Here is a 17,712-nt window from a genome sequence, read left to right as displayed (position 1 = left end):
TCGCACCGCCTCAGCTGCGCCGCCGTGGCGATTTCATGACCCGGCCTCGTAGGCTTGCGCTATGGCACACGACACCGATCAGCCCGTCGACATCAAGCCACGCTCCCGCGATGTCACCGATGGTCTCGAGAAAACTGCCGCTCGTGGCATGCTCCGCGCGGTCGGCATGGGTGACGAGGACTGGGTCAAACCGCAGATCGGTGTGGCCTCGAGCTGGAACGAGATCACGCCGTGCAATCTGTCGCTCGACCGGCTGGCCAAGGCGGTCAAACGCGGTGTCCACGCCGGGGGCGGTTTCCCGCTCGAGTTCGGCACGATATCGGTCTCCGACGGCATCTCGATGGGCCACGAGGGGATGCACTTCTCGCTGGTCAGCCGTGAGATCATCGCCGATTCGGTCGAAACCGTGATGATGGCCGAGCGCCTCGACGGTTCGGTGCTGCTCGCCGGCTGCGACAAGAGCCTGCCGGGCATGCTGATGGCCGCCGCGCGACTGGACCTGGCGAGCGTATTCCTCTACGCGGGGTCGACCCTGCCCGGCAATATCGACGGCAAGGACGTCACGATCATCGACGCGTTCGAGGCTGTCGGTGCCTGCATCAAAGGTCTGATCACCCCCGCCGAGGTCGACCGCATCGAGCGGGCGATCTGTCCCGGCGAAGGCGCGTGTGGCGGCATGTACACGGCCAACACCATGGCCTCGGCGGCCGAGGCCCTCGGGATGAGCCTGCCAGGATCGGCTGCGCCGCCTGCCCCGGACCGTCGCCGTGACGATTTCGCCGAGAAGTCCGGCGAGGCCGTCGTCGGATTGCTGCGCAAGGGGATCACGGCCCGCGACATCATGACGATGGAGGCGTTCGAGAACGCCATCACGGTCGTCATGGCGCTCGGCGGGTCGACCAACGCCGTGCTGCACCTGCTGGCCATCGCCCGCGAGGCCGGTGTCGGCCTCACTCTCGCCGACTTCAACCGGGTCGGTGACAAGGTGCCCCACCTGGGCGACCTCAAGCCGTTCGGCCGCTATGTCATGAACGACGTCGACAGGGTCGGCGGCATCCCCGTCGTGATGAAGGCCCTGCTGGATGCCGGTCTCATGCACGGCGACGTCATGACCGTCACGGGCGCGACCATGGCCGAGAATCTCGCCCACATCGAGCTCGGCCTCGACGGTGACGTCATCCGCCGCCTCGACCGGCCGATCCACCGCACCGGCGGGCTCACCATCCTGCACGGCTCGCTCGCACCCGAAGGCGCCGTCGTGAAGAGCGCCGGTTTCGACTCCGATGTCTTCCGCGGCACGGCCCGGGTGTTCGACGGGGAACGGGCTGCGATGAACGCACTCGAGGACGGCACCATCGTGGCCGGTGATGTCGTGGTCATCCGTAACGAGGGCCCCAAGGGCGGACCCGGCATGCGCGAGATGCTCGCCATCACCGGCGCGATCAAGGGCGCCGGCCTCGGCAAGGACGTTCTGCTGCTCACCGACGGCCGGTTCTCCGGCGGCACCACCGGATTGTGCGTGGGGCATGTCGCGCCCGAAGCGGTCGACGGCGGCCCGATCGCGTTCGTCCGCGACGGCGACCCGATCGTGCTCGATGTCGCCAACCGCATCCTCGATGTCGAGATCGACGAGAACGAACTCGCCGCCCGCAAGGTCGGCTGGGAGCCGCTGCCGCCCAGGTACACCTCGGGGGTGCTGTCGAAGTACCGCAAGCTCGTCAGCTCGGCCGCACACGGCGCCGTCACCGGCTGACGGCGCCGCCTCGGCGAGAATCGCTCAGCTCAGCGTCTTCAGCGCCGTCCCGTCGTAGGGCTTCACCTCGTCGCTCCGCCCCGCCAGGATCTTGGCGGCCCATTCCGGGTCCTGGAGAAGGGCTCGACCGACGGCGACCATGTCGAATTCGTCGCGCTCCATGCGATCGAGGAGGTTGTCGAGACTGCCGAGCTCGGCACCCTGGCCCGAGAACGCACGCAGGAAATCACCGTCGAGGCCGACCGATCCGACGGTGATCGTGGGCTTGCCGGTGAGCTTCTTGGTCCAGCCCGCCAGGTTCAGCTCCGAGTCGTCGAACTCCGGAAGCCAGTAGCGGCGGGTGGAGGCGTGGAAGGCGTCCACACCGGCCGCGGCGAGCGGGGCCAGGATCGCCTCGAGCTCCTGCGGCGTCTCGGCCAGGCGGGCGTCGTAGGCCTCCTGCTTCCACTGCGAGTAGCGGAAGATCACCGGGAACTCGGGCGAGACGACCGCGCGGACGGCGGCCACGATCTCGGCCGCGAACCTCGTGCGGGCGACCGCGTCACCGCCGTACACATCGTCGCGGCGGTTCGTGCGCTCCCAGAGGAACTGGTCGAGCAGATAGCCGTGCGCACCGTGCAGTTCGACGCCGTCGAAACCGATGCGCTCAGCCGCCGCGGCGGCCTCGGCGAAGGCGCCGATGACGTCGTCCAGGTCACGCTGGGTCATCGCCTTGCCGGTGCCTTCGGTGCCGTCGACGCGAATGCCCGACGGGCCGACGGCGGGCGCGTCGACATAGGGCTGCTCGCCCTGATTGCGCACCATGCCGATATGCCACAGCTGCGGCACGATCGTGCCGCCTGCCGCGTGGACGTCCTCGGCGACCTTCGCCCACCCCGCCAACTGTTCCTCACCGTGGAACCGCGGCACACGATCGCTCTGCCCGGCCGACTGATGGCCGACGTAGGTTCCCTCGGTGACGATCAGACCGACGCCCGCGGCGGCGCGGCGGGCGTAATAGGACCGAACATCGTCACCGGGAACGCCGCCGGGCGAGAACATCCGCGTCATCGGCGCCATCACGATGCGGTTCGGGACGGTCAGGCCGTTGAGCGTGACGGGCCGCGACAGGATCTCGGCCGTACGGGAGGCCTCGGACTGGGTGACGATCACTGGGTGCTCCTCAGAGGTACTTGACAAAGTCGAAGGTTGAGAACTTCAAGCAATGCCCACACGCTAGAGGCAGATATTTGAGATAGTCAAGTTTCTGCGGATAAGCTGACTCCCATGGAAGAAGCTGCGCGCGTCGATACGGCCCAGCTCATGGAGCTGCTCTCGGTGGCGCTCGGTGTCTATTACGGAGACTTCACCGCGGCGGCAGCGAGCGAGAACCTCACGGCGAGTCAGGGCAAAACGCTGACGGTGCTGCGCCGAGGGCCTGTCGCTATGCGTGCCCTGGCCGAGACCTTGTCCTGCGACGCGTCCAATGTCACCGGGATCATCAACCGGCTGGAGAAGCGCGACCTCGTGCGCCGCGAAGCCAGCGCGTCCGACCGGCGCGTCACCCACCTGGTCATCACGGCCGAGGGCGTGCGTGTCACCGATACGATCCGCGCGAAGATGCAGTCGACGCAAGACGGCCTGAAAAAGCTCAGCGACCGAGATCGAGATTGCCTGTTCGCCCTGCTGGAGCGCGTTTTCGTGACCGGCACCGACTGAGCTGCCGACCGGGGCCCGGCGTCAGAAGGACGACCCGAGCAGGGTCCGCACGAACGTGTCGGTCGACTTCCCGAGCTCCGCGGTCGTTCCCGCGGCGAGCACCCGGCCCGCGTGCAGGATCACCATCCGGTCGGCGACGCCGCCGTGAGTCAGCATCTGCACCTCGTTGCTGACCACGAGTACCGCCGCACCGGAGTCGGCGTAATCGCGCAATGATCTCCACACGCCGTACGCCGTCGCCCTGTCGAGGGAATTGGTCGGTCCGTCCGCGATGAGCACGCGCGGAGCCGGCAGCAGCGCGGCGGCGAGCGCGGCACGCTGGATCTGACCTCCCGAATGCTGATGTGGGAGAAGGTCCGAGGCCTCGGCCGGATACTGTGCCGCGGCGCATGCTCGCTCGACACTCCACGCTCGATGGCGGCGCTCCAACGTCCGCAATTGGGCGCTCACTGTCTTGTCGGAGTCGAATGCCGTCACACCTTCTTGCGGCACATAGCCGACGACGCCCTCACGCAAGGCCGTCCATCGCTGATCGTCGACAGCCACACCGTCGACCAAGACCTGGCCCTTGGACTGCGCGGTGGCGGGCAATCGTCCCGCGAGAGCCGAAGCGGCCATGGACTTTCCGGCGCCGGGGCCACCGAGCACAGCGGTGATCTGACCAGCAGGCACCACCAGATCGACCTCCGTGAGCACGGTTTCGCTCCATCGCGCGGTGTCGACACGGACGGTCAGGCGGCGCAGTTCCACGGTCATAACTCACCATGGCACGCTCGAGTATCGAGCATCCACCGTTCGCCGGAGGCGGTCGGAGCTCATCGCACGACCGCTGGCATGATTGCCGACCAGAATCGCGATTGCTTTCGCGACCTGCGCGGAACTGGTAGAACCGGATCAAACACGAGGTGCCGATCGCGAAGCGCCGAGACGTTCGCCGGCAGACTCTCCCTATCGGTCGACGCCCGCGGCTGAGGTAGACGTTCGCAGATCGGCATGCTGCCACGAGGAGACGTCATGGCTACCGACCAGAGCTTGCTGCACCGTTTCGTCATTTCCCAGCTCGGCGCGGCCGGGCTCGATCGGGCGCAGCTCATCCGGGACACCGGGGTGCCGGATTGGTCGATGACCGGCCACGACGTGCATCTACCCAGTGCGACGTTCTCCCGGCTGTGGGAGGTCGGTGAACATCGCCTCGGTCCCGACGTCGCCCTCCAAGTGGCCCGGCGCTACGAGCTGTCCAGCCTCGGGCTCTACGACTATCTGTTCGCGTCCGCGCCGACGCTGGGCGCCGGGCTGGCGACGTGCGGTCCCTACATCACCGCGGTCACCACCAATCACCGATTCGACCTGGTCACCGAAACCGAGGACGAGTCCACCCTGTACCTCGAGATGCTCGATGGCGAAGGTCGCGGCAGGGACCACACCCAGCTGTGGGGTTTGTCGGCCGTTCTGAGCCGCGCGCGCCGGGTGGTCGAGGATCCGTTGAACCCGGTGCGCGTCTCGCTGCGCCAAGCCGCTCCCGCGCACGTCGACGGCTTTCGAGCCGTGTTCGGCTCCGCCACGCTGGAATTCGACGCCCCGGCCGACTCGATGACCTTCCGCTCCGCGGACCTGGACCTTCCCCTGACCACCGCGGACCCTGTCCTGGCCGCGGTCCTGGAACCGCTGGCCGCCGCCTTGCCACCGCCGCCGACCCTTGCCTCGGCCTGGCCCGCCCGAGTCGCCGACGCCTTGGACGAAGCTATCGAGGCCGGAACGGTCTCCCTCGACAGTGTCGCCCAGATCCTCAACATCAGCCCTCGCACACTGCAACGACGGCTGGGCGAATCGGGCACGACCTGGCGGGCCGAACTGGACCGGGCCCGCAGCGCACGGTTGTCGCGAGCAACGTCCGGGGGCTCGCTCAGCGGCACCAAGCAGGCCGAACTGCTCGGCTACTCCGATGCGGGGTCGCTACGCCGGGCTGCCCGACGCTGGTCGGTGGGCTCGCGTCCGGTTCGCAACGTCACGTCCTGAGGTAGGTCGAGGCGATCTGCCAGAACGTTTCGCGCTCCAACAAGCGGAAGTCCCACCCATCGATGAGGTCACGGAACGTGGCGACGATGCCGGCGACATCGAAATCATCGCGGGTCGCTGTTCCTTTCGACTCCAGCGCGGAAATCACGTAGACAGTGGCACTCTCCCTCGTCACCGCACACTCCCATCGTTCACTCACCGACCATTCGAACGTAAGTGTCGAATTACCTCGCGGCCACGACAAGAACAGAACGCGCCAATCTCGTGCCGAACACGCCAACCTCACCGCCGAGGCGCGGGATTCACCCGTTCCGGATGAGGCCGACGCCGCTCTTCGCTGGTTGGCTGAGTCTCGCCGACCGCACGAACGGCGGTCCGAGGCGAGGAGCGTTCGTGAACTCGTACCCGCCGATCGACGAACACGGCATCGTCGGTGATCTGCAGACAGCGGCTCTGGTATCGGCCGCCGGAACGATCGACTGGTGGTGCGCGCCACGATTCGATTCACCGAGCGTGTTCGCGTCCCTGCTCGACAGCGAGAAGGGCGGACACTGCTCACTCGCCGTCGACACCACCAACCCGGTGACCATCCGGCAGCTGTACTTACCCGACACCGCCATCCTCTTGACGCGGTTCTCCGGGCCCGACGGCGTGGGCGAGGTCGCCGACTTCATGGAGCCGATTCGCGGTACCGAACCCGCCGACCGGCACCGATTGGTACGGGTCGCGCGGGTGGTGCGCGGAAGCTTCACGTTCGCTCTCGCATGCCGCCCGCGGTTCGACTACGCACGCGCCAGCCACACCCTCGACCGCATCGATGAGCGAACCGCCGTCTTCCGTTCCGGCATCGCCGATCTGCATCTGCAATCCACCGACCCGATCGCGCTGCACCCCGACGGCGCCGACATCACCGCGCGATTCACCTTGTCCGCCGGTGAGCGAGCGGCGGTCGTGTTGACCACCGCCCCCGCCGGGGCGGATTTCTCCTCGGCACCGATGTGGGCAACGATCGCCCACGAGTTCGACCAGTGCCGTCGCTTCTGGCAGACCTGGTTGCGCTCGTCCACCTACCGCGGGCGCTGGCGCGACATCGTCAATCGCTCCGCGATCACCCTCAAACTGCTCACCTATGCCCCGACCGGCGCGCCGATCGCCGCGGCCACCATGGGGTTGCCCGAACAGATCGGCGGCGAACGCAATTGGGACTATCGCTACACCTGGATCCGGGATGCCTCGCTGTCGGTACGGGCGCTGAGCGACCTCGGCTTCACCGAGGAGCCCTACGCCTTCCGTCGCTGGCTGCGCGACCGGGTCGACGCGGGCGGCACCGCCTCCGGCGAACCCTTGCAGATCATGTACCGCGTCGACGGAGACCCGCACCTGGACGAGATAACGCTGCCCCACCTGGAGGGATACCAGGGTTCGGCACCGGTGCGGGTCGGCAACGGCGCCGCTGACCAGATCCAGCTCGACATCTACGGCGAGGCGGCCGACGCGCTGGCGCAGGCGACCGATATGGCCGCCATCGCCGGTTGGCGGACATTCAGCGGCCTCATCGACTGGCTCGCCGACAACTGGGATCGCCCCGACGAGGGCATCTGGGAAACTCGCGGCGGCCGCCAGGAATTCACCTACAGCCGCCTGATGACCTGGGTGGCCTTCGACCGCAGCATCCGCATGGCGAACGCGCACGCCAGGCCCGCCGACGTGGTCCGCTGGACCGCCGAACGCGACGCCGTCTTCCGGCAGATCATCGACCGCGGCTGGAGCCAGAAACGCCGAGCGTTCGTGCAGCACTTCGCCACCGACGTACTGGACGCCTCGCTGCTGCTCATGCCCCGGATGCGATTCCTGTCCCCCACCGACCCGATGTGGCTGAGCACCCTCGACGCGATGGACAAGGAGCTCGTCAGCGACAGCCTGGTCTACCGATACGACCCCGAGGCATCACCGGACGGCCTGCGCGGCACCGAAGGCACCTTCAACCTGTGCAGCTTTCTCTACGTCGAAGCCCTCGCCCGGACCGGGCGGCTGCAACAGGCCCGCTATGCCTTCGAGAAGATGCTCACCTACGCCAACCATGTCGGCCTGTTCGCCGAGGAGATCGGTCCATCGGGCGAGCAGCTGGGCAACTTCCCCCAGGCCTTCACCCACCTGGCCCTGATCGCCGCCGCCATCGCGCTCGACGAAGAACTCGATCGCGCCGAGGCCGAGCCCGCGTCGGACTGATCCGCTCACCCGCGATGCGAACACGCCAGACAGCACATGACGCACTTCATGCCATTGTGCACAGCATGCCAATTCGCTCAGCTCTCGGCGGCGACGACGCAGAACTCGTTGCCGTGCGGGTCCTGCAGCACGGTCCAGCCGAAACCGGGTAGCGAGTGTTCGCCGTGGACTGTGGCCCCCAGCGCCGTCAGCCGGGCGACCTCGGCCGCGCGAGCCGTGGTCTGGAAATCGATGTGCACCCGGTTCTTGGTCACCTTGGTCTCGGGAACCAGCTGGAACGCGAGGTAGCGCCCCTCCCCGAAGCCGACGCCGGGCGGAGTGATCATGACGTAGTCCCCGGAGTCGACGAGGACCGTGTAACCGAGTGCGGAGCTCCAGAACTCGGCCAGTTCGGCGGGATCGTTGCTGTCGATGGTGATGCCGCCGACTGTGATGGTTTCCGACATGGACGAAACGCTAGGCCGTGACACCGACAAGTTCCGGTGGACGCGGCGAGCGTGCCAGACTGAGCGACGTGAGCGGGCCGGTGAAGAAGACCAGTAGGGCGCAACCGAACGACAAGCCTTCGCGTGATCGCGGAGATGTGATCGGTGGCGGGATCCTGTGGCTGGCCAAATGGTCGCTGTGCGTCGTGGCGATCGCGGCGGGGGCCTGGGTGCTCGGCACGATCACCGCCCGGCTGTGGGTGGTGCTCCTGCCCGTCGCACTGGCGATCGTGGTGACCACGATCCTGTGGCCACTGACCCGCTGGCTGACCCGGCGCAAGCTGGCACCGGCGCTCGCCGCGTCGATCACGCTGCTCGGGTTCGTCGCGCTGCTGGCCGGGGTCGTGGCGCTGATCGTGCCCTCGGTGGCCGATCAAGCACCTCAGCTCGCGGACAAGGCCACCGACGGGGTCAACCAGGTACGTGACTGGATCCAGGGACCACCGCTGCGCATCCGCGACGAGCAACTCGATTCCGCGGTCGAGGCGATCGTCGGACGACTCCAGTCCAGCGGCGCGCAGATCGCCAACGGCGTGTTCACCGGTGTGTCCACCGCGACATCGGTCCTGATCACCGTCTTCTTGGTGTTGGTGCTGGTGTTCTTCTTCCTGAAGGACGGGCCGCGTTTTCTGCCCTGGATGCATCAGGTGTTCGGCAACCGCAGCGGGCGCCATGTCGAAGCCGTCCTGGAGCGGGTCTGGGCGACTCTGGGTGGCTTCATCCGGACCCAGGCGATCGTCAGCATGGTCGACGCCCTCCTCATCGGCGCGTCACTGTTCATCCTCGATGTGCCGCTGGCGTTGGTGCTGTCAGTGATCACCTTCATCGGCGGATTCATCCCGATGGTCGGCGCGTTCGTCGCCGGTGCGCTGGCCGTCCTCGTCGCGCTGGTGGGCAACGGGCTCACCACAGCATTGATCGTGCTCGGCATCGTCATCGCGGTGCAGCAGCTGGAAGGCAATGTGCTGCAACCGGTCCTGCAAAGCCGCAGCATGGAACTCCACGCCGTCATCGTGCTGCTCGCGGTCACCGCCGGTGGCTCGCTCTACGGCATCACCGGGGCCTTCCTCGCCGTGCCCGTCGTCGCGATGATCGCGGTGATCATCCGCTACATCGGTGAGCAGATCGACATCGCCACCGGAGCGCGAACCGACGACGCCGACGAGCCCGACGACGCCGAGGCCGACACCGGCGAGGCCATGGTGGCCTCGCCGACATCCGACTCCGGAGCAGCGCCCGAGCCGAGCACCTAGCGCCGCGCGCATCCGCCTCAGCGGCCGCGCGAAACCTCCGCCCGATCCCGGTCGTTCTCGCCGGCCCCTTCCTCCAACGCACCCGAACCAGTGCGCGTCCGATCGGCCAGGGCAACCACGCCCGCCACTGCCGTCGCCGTCGCGGCGGCAGCGACCAGAGCAGGCCAGCCGAACCAGCCGATCGCTGCGGCCCCGAACGCGGTGCCCACACTTCCCCCGACGAAGTAGACGGACATGTAGGCGCTGTTGAAACGGGCAGGCGCTGAAGCGTCGATGGCCAGCACGGCACTCTGATTGGCGACTTGCGCGGCGAACAGTCCGGCGTCGAAGAGGCCGAGGCAGATCAGCGTCACCACGGTGTTCGACAACGCGACGGACAAGACCACGACCGAGCTCAGAGCGAGCGCGAGCCCGACCAGGATCACCTTCCGGTGGCCGACTCGGTCGGTCCAGCTGCCGGCGATCCTGGTGGCGAAGACACCGGCCAGCCCGGCGCAGGCATACAGCCCGATCCGGTCGGGGGTATACGAGTACGGCGGCTGCGACAGCGCCACCGCGAGCCCAGCCCACACCGCACAGAACGCGAAGAACCACAGCGCGCCTCGCGCTGCCGCCCAGCGCAACGCGGCGAAGCGGGCGAAGAGCCCGGGCATCCCCCGCACCGTATCCAGATATCCGGCAGCTGTCCGCCCACGCACCGCGGGCAGCACCACATACGACACTGCCGCCACCACGACACAGGGCACCACGAACACCAGCAGCATTGCGCGCCAACCGATCACCTCGGTAAACCAGCCACCGACGATGCGCCCGGCGAGGATTCCGGCCGAAATGCCCGCGGTGACGATCCCCAGAACCGTGGCCTGCCGTTGAGGCGCCGCGAACCGCCCTGCCACCGAACTCAACTGAGCTCCGACAGCCGATCCCGCGCCGACCACACCGATGACGATCCCCAAGGTCAACGGCGAACGGGCCGCCGCACCGGCGACCGAAGCCAGCGCCAGCGCCGCGAACTGCGCCGCCACCACAGTCCGGGGTGCGAACCGGTCCACCAGCGGCACCAGCAACACCAACCCCGCCAGATAGCCGATCGGGCCGCATGCCAACGCGGTGCCGATCGCCGCCGCGGAGGTGTCCAGCGATCCGGCGACCTCGGCGACGGCCGGTTGCAGCAGATACACACTCGCGGTCGCCAGCGCGGCGGCCAGCGCCATGAACCACACGACGGGCGCGCGCAACGCCGTGGTCGAAATCTCCGGAATCCGTTCGCTTTCCATGGCACCGACGATAGGAATCGCGCCGCTTCGGATCCGGCGGAAAACGGACGACACCGTCGCTCAGCCCGATGCGCTGTGCCCGGAACCCCGCCGGTCGTCGCGTGGTGTGATGGCCGCGGTGACTCGGTCGGCCAGCGCGCGCAGGTGTTCGATCAGTTCGGGCGGTTCGTGTACGTGGAATCCGAAGCCGAAAAGCGCGGTGTAGACCGCTATTTCGTCGAGCGAGTTCGAGCCGGTGCGCAGCAGGCAGTGCCCTTCGTCGATCGCTTCGATCACCCCGACAGTCGGCGGGATGCGATCGGCCGCCACGGCCGCCGACACCTCCAGCGTGATGCGGGCCTGATAGCGGTAGGCGGAGGTGCTGACACCGCGCGATACCCAACCGCCCAGGTCGACTTCGGGCGCCTCGCGTGGGGTGAAGCGTGGCCCGGTGGGGATTCGCGGGCGGAGGCGGTCGACGCGGTAGGTGCGCCAGTCCTGCTTCTCGACGTCCCAGCCGACCAGGTACCAGCGCCGCCCTGTGTGCACGAGTCGATGGGGCTCGGCTGTTCGCCGGACCTCGGTGCCGTCGTGGGTGCGGTAATCGAACCGGAGCTGTTCGTGGTCGCGGATCGCGGCGGCGATCGCGGTCAGTACCTCGGGGTCGACTGTCGCGGTTCCGGCGGGCACGGTGACGGTCGCGGCGTCCAACGCCGAGACCCGGTGTCGCAGCCGCGACGGCAGAATCTGCTCCAGTTTCGCCAGCGCTCGCAGCGAACTCTCCTCGATGCCGGTGACCGATCCGCCCGCGGCCGTGCGCAGTCCGAGCACAACGGCGACCGCTTCGTCGTCGTTCAACAGCAGCGGTGGCAGCTTGGTGCCCGCGCCCAACCGGTATCCGGCGGTGCCGGCCACCGCGTGCACCGGGTAGCCGAGGGTACGCAGCTTGTCGATGTCGCGACGGACCGTGCGAGCGTCGACCTCGAGGCGTTCGGCCAGATCGGCACCGGTCCACGCGCGGGGCGTTTGCAGCAACGACAGGAGTTCGAGGAGGCGAGCCGAGGTTTCCAACACAGTTCGCATTCTTCCCCACTGCTAGGGCAGAAACTGTCCTAGCTGTCTCGTAGCGTGGCTTTCATGAGCGAAGCAATCACTCCCTTCCGCATCGACGTCCCGCAGTCCCAGCTCGACGATCTCCATCGACGTCTGGACGACACCCGCTGGCCCGACGGTGTGACCGGAGTCGGCTGGGCGCAGGGCATTCCGCTCGACTACACCCAGGAACTGGTGCGGTACTGGCGCACCACCTACGACTGGCGAGCGCAGGAGGCGCGCCTCAACGCGTTCCCGCAGTTCCGCACCGAGATCGACGGTCACGCTGTGCACTTCCTCCATGTCCGGTCGGCCGAACCCGGTGCGATGCCGTTGATCCTCACCCACGGATGGCCCGGATCGATCGTGGAGTTCCTCGACGTGATCGGGCCGCTGACCGATCCGGTCGCGCACGGCGGCCGGGCCGAGGACGCGTTCGACGTGGTAGTGCCGACGATTCCTGGCTTCGGGTTGTCCGGTCCCGCCATCGGCTGGTCGACCAGCCGGGCCGCGCGAGCCTGGGCCGAGCTGATGCGCCGACTCGGTTACGAGCGCTACGCCGCCCACGGCGAGGACACCGGTGCTGCCATCTCGCGCGAACTGGCGGTGATCGATCCCGACCACCTCGTGGCGTTGCACGTGACCATGATCGCCTCGGCCACCGTCACTCCCGAGACGGCCGATCTCGACAACCCGGCCGAGAAGCGGGCCCTCCAGTTGGCTCAGCGCGCCCAGTACGAACTCGGCGCGTACGCGATGCTGCAGGCCACCCGCCCGCAGACACTGTCCTACGCGCTCACCGATTCCCCCGTCGGGCAACTGGCTTGGATCGTCGAGCGCTTCAAGGACTGGACCGATTCGACCGATGTCCCCGAGGATGCCGTCGACCGTGACACGATGCTGACCAACGTCATGATCTATTGGCTCAACGGCACCGCTGGTTCCTCGGCGCGCTATTACTACGAGGGCGCCGCGACGTGGGGCCGGCCGGAGCCCGCGACCGAGGTGCCGGTCGCGGTGGCCGTGTTGCCGAACGACCTCGGTGTCCCGGTCCGTCGTATCGCCGAACGCAACCACACCATCGTGCGCTGGACCGAATTCGATCGCGGCGGCCACTTCGCGGCCATGGAGGAACCCGACCTGATCACCGACGACCTGCGCGCCGGCTTCCGCGACTTCCGTTGACAACGCCTCCTCACAGACACCCACGACAGAAAGCGACACAGAGCATGGCCTCCGTGCACAAAGAGATCCTCATCGACGCCGACCCCGCACAGGTGTGGGCGGTCATCAGCGACTTCACCGACGGCCCCGTCCGGATGGCGCCGGGCTTCGTCACCGACAGCCAACTCGTCGAGCCCGGGGTCAGGACCGCGACTTTCGCCGACGGAACAGTCGTCCGCGAGCGCCTCATCGCCCTCGACGAGCAAGCACGCCGAATCGCCTACTCCGTCATCGGCGACACCATGCGCCCCGCCCACGACAACGCGTCGATGCAGGTCTTTTCCCACGGTGACGGCCACAGCCGATTCGTCTGGATCCACGACGTGCAACCCGACGACCTCGCCGCCCCGATGGGCGCAGCCATGGACCACGGCCTGACCATCTTCAAGCAGACGATGGAGAGCGGTCGCTAGCACCCCGCGTTCACTGATTCTGCAGGGCCGTGATCGGCGCCATGTCGAAATAGTCGCGCCACGCGTGGATTCGGCCGTCCACGACCTCGAATACACCGGCTACGGGGAGATCGATCGTCGTCCCGTTGACGGTAAAGGTGTCCACGCGCTCGTTGAGGACGATGTTGCCGGAACACACCTGGTGGCCGACGTGAAAGTCGATGCCGCCGAATGTGTCGAGGAATCCACGCAGAAATTCCCGGATCGCCTCCCTGCCGGTGATCGGCTGGAGTGGAATGTTGTGATAGGTCGCGTCGTCGGTGAAGTACTCGGCGAGCTCGTCTGCGTTACCGTGGCCCCACTTCGCACAGAATTCGGTGATCAGAGTATCGGGAGAGTGCGCTTCGGCGTTGAATGTCATGGTGATGTAGTCCTTTTCCATCGGCGAAATCGGAGATCGTCAGCCGGTGACCGGCACCGAGGTAGCGCCTGTGATCATCGACGCCACCGCACGGGCAGTGCGTTCGGTCCACGCAGCGCCACCCCGACCTGACTGGTCACCTTCGCCGCGTCCTCGGCGCCGGGCTGCAACCGCAGATCCGGCAAACGCTCGAGCAGGACACGCAACGCGGTGTCGAGTTCGGCGATCGCCAGCCAGTTCCCGGCGCAGCTGTGCACACCCTGCCCGAACGACAGCATCGACATCTTCTTGCGGGTGATGTCGAACTCGTCGGGTCGCTCGTACACCGACGGATCGCGATGGGCGGCGTTGATGGAGAAGATCATCGGTGTCAGCGCCGGAATCGAAATGCCGTGCCAGTCCACCGCTTCCGGGCACGCACGCGGCAACAGCCCGACCGGCGGCTCCCAGCGCATGCCCTCCCAGATCGCCCACTGCGTCCATTCCTCCGGGTCCGACCGTAGGAGTGCGAGCTGATCGGGGTGGGTCAGCAAGGCGGACAACGTATTCCCCAGTGCGAGCATCGTCGTGTCGGCGCCGGCCGGAAACAGCAGCCGCAGAAAGGACAGGATCTGCTCGTCGTCGAGGAACTCACCCTCGGCCGACTCGGTGACCAGCCTCGAGATCAGGTCGTCGCCCGGCTCGCGCCGCCGTTGTTCGAGGATCGGCGTGACGTAGTCGGTGAATTCCCGCGAGGCGCGCATGGCCGCCTCGGGATCGAGCGGGAAGTAGAACAGGTCGTGGGCCCAGCGGTGCACCGTCGCCTCGTCCTCGACCGGGAGCCCGAGCAGTCGGCTGATCACCAGCACCGGGTATTTGGCGGTGAAATCGGCGACCAGATCGGCTGAACCGTTGCCCTGGAACCGGTCTATCAACTCGTGTGCCAGCGGTTCCAGCAGCGGCTGCACGAAGTCCGCGACTCTGTTGCGCCGAAACGACGGTGTCGCGACACCGCGCGCGATCCGGTGCTCCTGTCCCTCCATGCACTGCAGGGTCTTGCCCAGCACCGGTCCGGTCGTCATCCGGTAGATCGCGGCGGCGGGAAAGGTCGATTCGTCTTTGAAGGCAGCACTGACCAGGTCATGAGTGAGCAGCAGGACAGCACGAACGCCGGCGAAGGGGACGACGGCGTAGTCGCGCTCGGCCCGCAGCCTCGCGAGTGTGGCGTGCACGTCGGGGTCGTCCTGGAAGGCGAAGTCGACACCCTCGATGTCGGTCCGGTCCAGCAGCGTCGGCGTTGACACAGGGCCTCCTGATGCAAATATTTGTATCCAACGATACAGATAGCGATACCACGACCATAAGTGGAACGTGTGTCACTTAGCAAGACCTGAGATCGCCGGACGTACCGATCAGCACGCTGCTCCCCGCTCATACGACGATCACGGGGGTTGCGACAACCCTCGGCGGCGTCAACGCAGGCCGGGAATCACTTTCGCCGCCGCGATCACCGCAGCCAGGTATCGGTCGCGTTCGGCCCTGGTCACCGCGGCCCGCATCGGGCCGACGATCAGCTCCGCCAGCACATCCCCGTCGGAGCCGAAGACGGGTGCCGACACGTAACTGATCGGCAATGCCATATCGGTGTCGAGTTCGGCAGGACGATAAGCCGTGCCGCTGATCTCCCCGAGCAGAGCGAGCACCCGTTCGCGCAGCGTTCGACTGACCGGATCGTGTGCGAGATGGTCGACCACGTCGGCAAGGACATCGAGGGTGGCGACGCTGCGGGAGTCGACCCCCCAGACCGCGGCGCCGACGACGTGGATGTCGCCGAGGAGCTGCTCGAATTTCCCGCGCTCTTCCGGCTCGGCCGCCGCCAGCCATGGTTGCCGGAGCAGGTCGGAGGAATGGGCCACGATCGTCGCCGCGGCGGGTGGGATGAGCGGCAATCTGGTGCCGACCGAGATTCCGGCGGGAATTCGTCCACGATTCTCGACGACAGCGCTGAACAGGATCTCGGCGCCGTCGACAACAACCAGCGCGACACCACAATCGACGTCCTCCGCCAAGCCCTGCAGGGCGGCGTGCAACGACGAGTCCTCGGTGAGCTTGCTTCGTTCCCGCTCGGCGGTCCGCATGAACGCGGGACCCAACTCGTAGGTCAGATCACCGCGGCGATTGACCCACCCGCGCGCCCGCAGCGCCGAGAGCACGTTGCCGACGGTCGACCGGCTCAGCGCGAGACAATCGGCGATCTGCGCCGAGGTCTGCGGCTCATCCGCGTCGGCGAGAAGTTCCAGCACGGAAACGACACGCTGCGTGGGCGGTGACGCATCGACAGGCTCCACGTTGTCGCCCACCGCGCCTCCTCCCCTCCGCCCTGGAGTACCTATTCGCACCACACGATACAACTATTAGGTTTCTCGAGTGTGATTGCGCAGCATCGTCGCGATCAACACCGCAGCGAGCCCGACCAGCGCGGCAGCGATCGTGAGGGCATAGGAGAACGCTTGGGTCGCGGCCTGCCGAGCGTCGATCGAGTCGGCCGAGGAGTCACCGCGACGCGTGGCAAGCGTCACCAGGATCGCCAAACCCAGTGCGCCGCCCAGTTGCTGGACCGAGCTGAGGACAGCGGAGCCGATTCCGGCATTGTTCTCGGTGGTGCCGGCGAGCGCGGCGACCGCCAATGCGGGCAGACTCATCCCGCAGCCGATGCTGGTGACGAGCAGAGCGGGCAGCACCCCCGAGGCGTAGCTGTCGTGGCCGTCGATGCCCGACATCAGCACCAGGCCCGCCGCGCTCACCAGGAGACCCGTCACCAGTCCAGCACGCTCACCGAGCCCGTTCACCGCCCGCGACGACAGCCACATCCCGATCAGGATCCCCGCCCCGAAAGGCAGATACGCCAGACCCGCCGTGAAAGGTTCATAGCCGAGAACGGTCTGGAGGTGCAGCATCAACAGGAAGGCCATCGCGTAGAAGGCGGCGGAGAACAGCAGGGTCGCCCCATTGGCCACCGCTCGTGGCCGAAAAGCCAGGAACGACAACGGAACCAGCGGTTCTTCGGTGCGCTGCTCCACGATCACGAACGCCACCGCCAGCAGGACCGCAGCGATCATCGCCATCGTGGAACCGAGTTCGCCCCAACCGGTTTCGGACGCACGCAGCAAGCCGTAGACCAGTAGCACCGGCGCGCCGGTGATGAGGGCCGCTCCCACGACATCGACCCGCGTACGCGGTCCACTCCGGCTCTCCGCGACCCATCGTGGCAGCAGCACCGAGGCCACGACAACGACGGGGACATTGATCAGGAAAACCCACCGCCACGAAGCGAACCCTGTCAGAGCCCCGGAGATCACCAGCCCGGATGTGGCGCCCACCGCGGCCGTCGCGCCCCAGATGCCGATCGCCTTGGCGCGTTCGCCCGCACCCGGATAGAGCAGGGTGAGCAGCGCGAGCGCGGCCGGGCTCGCCATCGCCGCACCTGTGCCCTGGACGAATCGCCCCGCCACCAACTGCCACGGTTCCTGCGCGAGCCCGCACAACACGCTCGCCACACCGAAAAGGGCTACGCCGCCGAGGAACACCCGGCGCCTACCCAGGAGATCGGCCACTCGGCCGAACAGCAACAGGAACCCGCCGAAGGCGAGGATGTAGCCGTTCACCACCCACGCGAGACCCGCGGTGGTGAAACCGAGGTCGTCGCGCACGGTAGGCAGCGCGACACTGACCACGTTGTCGTCCAGATTCAACATGAACTGGACCAGGCAGAGCACGATCAGCACCGCGCGGCGCCGAGCCACACCTGCGCCCGAGCCGGATTCCGCCGTGGAGATCGAAGTCATGCATCGACGGTAGGCAGCGAAGACAGTTGGCCGCTAGACGTCACCAGGCCAACTGATAGCGCATTGAGG

Annotated in this window: 17 protein-coding genes; 7 read left to right on the top strand and 10 right to left on the bottom strand. The window is 67.2% G+C overall.

Annotated elements, in window-relative coordinates; all coding sequences use genetic code 11:
* Nucleotides 1-61: 61 nt before the first annotated feature.
* Nucleotides 62-1,753, top strand: a complete 1,692-nt coding sequence (ilvD, locus tag ACWF99_RS01175; RefSeq protein ID WP_378652985.1) for a dihydroxy-acid dehydratase — start codon at nt 62-64, stop codon at nt 1,751-1,753.
* 24 nt (nt 1,754-1,777) lie between these two features.
* Here the strand turns inward: ilvD and ACWF99_RS01170 are convergent, their stop codons facing one another.
* Entirely contained in the window at nt 1,778-2,905 is a 1,128-nt protein-coding gene (locus ACWF99_RS01170; RefSeq protein ID WP_378628804.1) for an NADH:flavin oxidoreductase, read from the bottom strand.
* A gap of 114 nt (nt 2,906-3,019) precedes the next feature.
* Here ACWF99_RS01170 and ACWF99_RS01165 point away from each other — a divergent pair, with 114 nt between their 5' ends.
* Nucleotides 3,020-3,451 carry a MarR family winged helix-turn-helix transcriptional regulator gene (locus tag ACWF99_RS01165; RefSeq protein ID WP_378628803.1) on the top strand — a complete coding sequence of 144 codons (432 nt, stop codon included), beginning with the start codon at nt 3,020-3,022 and terminating at the stop codon, nt 3,449-3,451.
* 21 nt (nt 3,452-3,472) lie between these two features.
* Here ACWF99_RS01165 and ACWF99_RS01160 read toward each other — a convergent pair whose 3' ends face one another.
* On the bottom strand, nt 3,473-4,207 hold the full coding sequence (locus ACWF99_RS01160; protein WP_452533905.1) for an ATP-binding cassette domain-containing protein: 735 nt from the start codon (nt 4,205-4,207) through the stop codon (nt 3,473-3,475).
* A gap of 258 nt (nt 4,208-4,465) precedes the next feature.
* Between ACWF99_RS01160 and ACWF99_RS01155 the strand changes: the two genes are divergently transcribed.
* Complete coding sequence (locus ACWF99_RS01155; RefSeq protein WP_378628798.1) at nt 4,466-5,467, top strand: AraC family transcriptional regulator; 1,002 nt, start codon at nt 4,466-4,468, stop codon at nt 5,465-5,467.
* Here the strand turns inward: ACWF99_RS01155 and ACWF99_RS01150 are convergent.
* Nucleotides 5,457-5,615 carry a hypothetical protein gene (locus tag ACWF99_RS01150; protein WP_378628796.1) on the bottom strand — a complete coding sequence of 53 codons (159 nt, stop codon included), beginning with the start codon at nt 5,613-5,615 and terminating at the stop codon, nt 5,457-5,459. The two genes, ACWF99_RS01155 and ACWF99_RS01150, sit on opposite strands and share 11 nt — an antisense overlap.
* Nucleotides 5,616-5,860: 245 nt before the next feature.
* Between ACWF99_RS01150 and ACWF99_RS01145 the strand changes: the two genes are divergently transcribed.
* On the top strand, nt 5,861-7,696 hold the full coding sequence (locus ACWF99_RS01145; RefSeq protein ID WP_452533903.1) for a glycoside hydrolase family 15 protein: 1,836 nt from the start codon (nt 5,861-5,863) through the stop codon (nt 7,694-7,696).
* A 77-nt stretch (nt 7,697-7,773) separates the two neighbouring features.
* On the opposite strand, the gene ACWF99_RS01140 is transcribed toward ACWF99_RS01145, so the two are convergent.
* Complete coding sequence (locus ACWF99_RS01140) at nt 7,774-8,142, bottom strand: VOC family protein (RefSeq protein ID WP_378653000.1); 369 nt, start codon at nt 8,140-8,142, stop codon at nt 7,774-7,776.
* Between the two features lie 68 nt (nt 8,143-8,210).
* On the opposite strand from ACWF99_RS01140, the gene ACWF99_RS01135 reads away from it, so the two are divergent.
* The gene (locus ACWF99_RS01135; RefSeq protein ID WP_452533901.1) at nt 8,211-9,434 is read left to right on the top strand and encodes an AI-2E family transporter; all 1,224 of its coding nucleotides are present in this window, start codon (nt 8,211-8,213) and stop codon (nt 9,432-9,434) included.
* 17 nt (nt 9,435-9,451) lie between these two features.
* On the opposite strand, the gene ACWF99_RS01130 is transcribed toward ACWF99_RS01135, so the two are convergent.
* Complete coding sequence (locus tag ACWF99_RS01130; protein WP_452533899.1) at nt 9,452-10,711, bottom strand: MFS transporter; 1,260 nt, start codon at nt 10,709-10,711, stop codon at nt 9,452-9,454.
* Nucleotides 10,712-10,771: 60 nt separating this feature from the next.
* The gene (locus ACWF99_RS01125; RefSeq protein WP_452533897.1) at nt 10,772-11,764 is read right to left on the bottom strand and encodes a helix-turn-helix transcriptional regulator; all 993 of its coding nucleotides are present in this window, start codon (nt 11,762-11,764) and stop codon (nt 10,772-10,774) included.
* Nucleotides 11,765-11,827: 63 nt separating this feature from the next.
* Here ACWF99_RS01125 and ACWF99_RS01120 point away from each other — a divergent pair, with 63 nt between their 5' ends.
* The gene (locus ACWF99_RS01120; RefSeq protein WP_452533895.1) at nt 11,828-12,967 is read left to right on the top strand and encodes an epoxide hydrolase family protein; all 1,140 of its coding nucleotides are present in this window, start codon (nt 11,828-11,830) and stop codon (nt 12,965-12,967) included.
* Between the two features lie 44 nt (nt 12,968-13,011).
* Nucleotides 13,012-13,419 (top strand): SRPBCC family protein, encoded by a 408-nt coding sequence (locus tag ACWF99_RS01115; protein WP_452533894.1) that lies wholly within the window; start codon nt 13,012-13,014, stop codon nt 13,417-13,419.
* Nucleotides 13,420-13,429: 10 nt separating this feature from the next.
* Here ACWF99_RS01115 and ACWF99_RS01110 read toward each other — a convergent pair whose 3' ends face one another.
* The 4 genes from ACWF99_RS01110 to ACWF99_RS01095 form a co-directional block, all read right to left on the bottom strand.
* Nucleotides 13,430-13,819, bottom strand: coding sequence for a nuclear transport factor 2 family protein (locus tag ACWF99_RS01110; protein WP_452533892.1), 390 nt, complete (start codon nt 13,817-13,819; stop codon nt 13,430-13,432).
* 74 nt (nt 13,820-13,893) lie between these two features.
* Complete coding sequence (locus tag ACWF99_RS01105) at nt 13,894-15,102, bottom strand: cytochrome P450 (RefSeq protein WP_452533890.1); 1,209 nt, start codon at nt 15,100-15,102, stop codon at nt 13,894-13,896.
* Nucleotides 15,103-15,270: 168 nt separating this feature from the next.
* The gene (locus ACWF99_RS01100) at nt 15,271-16,158 is read right to left on the bottom strand and encodes a helix-turn-helix domain-containing protein (protein WP_378628775.1); all 888 of its coding nucleotides are present in this window, start codon (nt 16,156-16,158) and stop codon (nt 15,271-15,273) included.
* Nucleotides 16,159-16,212: 54 nt separating this feature from the next.
* Nucleotides 16,213-17,643 carry an MFS transporter gene (locus ACWF99_RS01095; protein ID WP_452533887.1) on the bottom strand — a complete coding sequence of 477 codons (1,431 nt, stop codon included), beginning with the start codon at nt 17,641-17,643 and terminating at the stop codon, nt 16,213-16,215.
* Nucleotides 17,644-17,712 lie beyond the last annotated feature (69 nt).

Source organism: Nocardia sp. NPDC055002, assembly GCF_053608825.1.
The sequence above is the reverse complement of the archived record's forward strand: the minus strand, read 5'-3'. Positions and strand labels throughout refer to the sequence as shown.

Bases quoted from the DNA above. Each gene is read 5' to 3' on its own strand.
- ACWF99_RS01120 (WP_452533895.1), top strand. From the start codon at position 11,828: ATGAGCGAAGCAATCACTCCCTTCCGCATCGACGTCCCGCAGTCCCAG.
- ACWF99_RS01155 (WP_378628798.1), top strand. From the start codon at position 4,466: ATGGCTACCGACCAGAGCTTGCTGCACCGTTTCGTCATTTCCCAGCTC.
- ACWF99_RS01115 (WP_452533894.1), top strand. From the start codon at position 13,012: ATGGCCTCCGTGCACAAAGAGATCCTCATCGACGCCGACCCCGCACAG.
- ACWF99_RS01095 (WP_452533887.1), bottom strand. From the start codon at position 17,643: ATGACTTCGATCTCCACGGCGGAATCCGGCTCGGGCGCAGGTGTGGCT.
- ilvD (WP_378652985.1), top strand. From the start codon at position 62: ATGGCACACGACACCGATCAGCCCGTCGACATCAAGCCACGCTCCCGC.
- ACWF99_RS01140 (WP_378653000.1), bottom strand. From the start codon at position 8,142: ATGTCGGAAACCATCACAGTCGGCGGCATCACCATCGACAGCAACGAT.
- ACWF99_RS01165 (WP_378628803.1), top strand. From the start codon at position 3,020: ATGGAAGAAGCTGCGCGCGTCGATACGGCCCAGCTCATGGAGCTGCTC.
- ACWF99_RS01160 (WP_452533905.1), bottom strand. From the start codon at position 4,207: ATGACCGTGGAACTGCGCCGCCTGACCGTCCGTGTCGACACCGCGCGA.
- ACWF99_RS01110 (WP_452533892.1), bottom strand. From the start codon at position 13,819: ATGACATTCAACGCCGAAGCGCACTCTCCCGATACTCTGATCACCGAA.
- ACWF99_RS01130 (WP_452533899.1), bottom strand. From the start codon at position 10,711: ATGGAAAGCGAACGGATTCCGGAGATTTCGACCACGGCGTTGCGCGCG.